The organism is Limisphaera ngatamarikiensis (assembly GCF_011044775.1).
Lineage (GTDB): Bacteria > Verrucomicrobiota > Verrucomicrobiia > Limisphaerales > Limisphaeraceae > Limisphaera > Limisphaera ngatamarikiensis.
This window is the reverse complement of record NZ_JAAKYA010000061.1, coordinates 1-2,807: the sequence shown is the minus strand read 5'-3', so window position 1 is coordinate 2,807 and position 2,807 is coordinate 1. Positions and strand designations below refer to the sequence as shown.

The 2,807-nt window shown below is 56.8% G+C and carries 2 protein-coding genes; both read right to left on the bottom strand.

Annotated features, from left to right (window positions below):
• Positions 1-455: 455 nt before the first annotated feature.
• Positions 456-860 carry a hypothetical protein gene (locus tag G4L39_RS09360; RefSeq protein WP_165107726.1) on the bottom strand — a complete coding sequence of 135 codons (405 nt, stop codon included), beginning with the start codon at positions 858-860 and terminating at the stop codon, positions 456-458.
• Between the two features lie 965 nt (positions 861-1,825).
• Positions 1,826-2,617: an RHS repeat-associated core domain-containing protein gene (locus G4L39_RS15805; protein WP_343203327.1), complete on the bottom strand. Its 792-nt coding sequence runs from the start codon at positions 2,615-2,617 to the stop codon at positions 1,826-1,828.
• Positions 2,618-2,807 lie beyond the last annotated feature (190 nt).

Genomic DNA, 2,807 nt, shown 5'->3' with positions numbered 1-2,807 from the left:
CGCAGTCCCGCTCGGATTGGCGGAGGTCCCAGGGCGCCCTTGGTTTGCCGAGGGCCCGGGAGGGGCACAGTCCCCTGTGCCCGCATCTTTCTACGGGCCATTGGGCTGCGCTCTGTCCCTTACCTGCGCCGTCCTCGCCCACCCCACGGCGTCCAGACCGCCACTCGGCTGGTAAGCACCCACGCCCACGGCGCTTCCCTACACGCCGTGCGGCTCCGTGCATCCCGACCCCCTATGCACGTCCCCGTGCGCCTCCTGCGCCTCTGGGGCTCATCGCAATGCCACCGCCTCCCAAAGCACGCCGGCCAAAGCATCCGGTGGGCTGGACACTGGCGTTGAGGCTCAGGACGTCGGCGACCTCCAGTTGTGCTCGAGGCTGGCCCTGCGGACTCTATGGATCGTCCCTTTCAGTGCCATGATCACGTCCCGTCGAACTTTCCTCCCCGCTGTGCACCTCAATCCACGGGCAAGCCCGTCAGGGCTATCAACACAAACCCCACCACCACAAGCGTTATGCACTCCACCAACAATCCCACCACCGTGAACCCGAGCTTCACATACCACTTCCCCGGGTATACCAGGCCAGCCACAAAAGGAAGAACGGTCAGCCCAAGCAAATAAGGCCCTCCATAGTCCACCATAACCTGTCCGGGATGCACAACCTTGCCCCACACATATGCCGACAGCGTGATTGCACCCGCTCCACCCGCGCCACACAACGCCCATTTCCACCGCTTCAGCGCCCACCCCAACCACACGCTGCCAAATAACACCAGGTGTACGGCAAGTTCCAGCCATCCCCCCAACCATCCGCCACCAAAGGAAATAGTATCGAGCATAAACATTCCAATCACCGCCATGCTATACGCAGTTCCCAGCACCGCTTTCGCAAGCCTAGAACGCACACAACGCTCCATGATAACAACCCGTAATCTGATATGGCCTCGATCCAGACCCCCATGCGTTCTGAGAGACCCTAGACTGTAATTACTTTGCCCTCACCCCATTTCACATGGTGCATTTCCAATCACTTCGGGTCCACATCATACATGTCCACCTGACAGACGCTAGCCTGACAAAAGTTCCACCCGGATGGCCTGCCGCCGCCTTTACCGCATCAAAGCAATAGTCCCTTTTACATACTCCACCCTACATTTCTCCAGACCTCCTCTTAGGTCCACCTTATCCGCCGAAACCATCCGCTCATGCACGCTCTTCTCGCCCGCTTTTGTAAAGCCGGATGATCCCCGAATGTGAAGTTGCATTCCAAGATGTCGCCACGCTGCGCGCACTTGCTAGTCCGGCGGTTTCTTCCGCCTTTCAGCGGGCACTTATTTCACCTCGGTACAGGCAGGACAATGCCGGAATGCTCAGACGCAAACTTCTTTAGCCTCATAGCACCCGGATCCCACATCACCCTACCATCAAGTAATAAGATGTTAATGCCTTTTCCACGATGGTTGGACAATGATCGATCATAGATTAAAGGGTACTCCGTTGCACCATTATCGACCTTTAACCCTGTCCCTTGCCACGGAATATAAATGTAATCCTCCCGACACTCGTCTCTGCATTCAGCAACACCAGGACATTTTAAGAGTCGCTGCACCGAGATGTCAAGATCCTTCAACGTTAACGGCCACTGCCCGCCGTGCTCCTGCTTATATAATTGAAGTGCACACCATAGGCTCTGCAGCTGTCGGCTACAATTATAACGATCTACCATGTAGCGTGCTCGTGGCACAACGATGCATAATACCGCTGCAAGTGCCACACTGAGAGCAGCACATTTGCACCATCGATGGTCCATGTTCAACACACTCAACTACCACGTCCAGTGGCCATTCGACCAGATATACGTTCGTCCTCTTGACATTTTGTATTTGACCCAACGGCCATTTTCACACGACAAATAACGTATAATAGCTAATGTAAGATGTGGTCCGGTCGAACGGTCCCCAACACCGGGAATGGTGATTCCATACACTTTGAGATAAGCACTGGTCTTATTCTCGAAACCTGGCATCCATCCACCACTGCCATCTGGCCGCCAACAAGTCCACCATCCTATCGCGAGGTCTTTGTAACAGCCTTCAAGCTCCACAATTATCCGCATGGAAATCCGTGTCCTGGATGGCGGATCGTCAACCCGCTCAAAGCGCTTGAGTTTGGCTGGCGGCTTACAACAACAAGGCTTTCCTTCGTCTGGTGGATTGCGAAACCAGTCCGGAATGTCGTGATAGCCAGGGCCGCCACCTGGAGGGGGTCCGGGACATTGATGATAGCCCTGGTACCACTGTCCACACACCGAGCAGCGCGTGGCGCTAAAGCGCCCGTCAATGTCGACAGCACCAGGCCCTACGTTTGCGATCCAGTGATAAGACCCCACTCCAGTCTTCTCTTCAATTGGATCCCGGCTCAACCACCTTCCCAGGGCGGGACTGTAGGCACGGTATTCGTACAGCACCAGGCCCGTTCCGTCCTCCGTCCGCTTCGTGCTGAACCGGAACGGATTCGAACCCGCCGCACTGCCCGTCATCCGCAAAGGCTCCCCAAACGGTCCATACTCGTACCGCGCAGTCTCGGTACCGGTGCTCGCCGAGACCAGGGTCCACACGTTCCCGTTGCCGTCATACGTCACAAAGTGCACTCCCGCAGCAGGCCCGCCGCTCAACCGCACCCACAACAACCCGCCCACTCCACCCGCTCCGTCCAGGCTTTCCGAGAGATCCAACCCCCACACGTACGACCGCACCAGCGCACCGTTCGTCCCGTTCAGCTCCGCAATGTGACGACCGAACAGTACA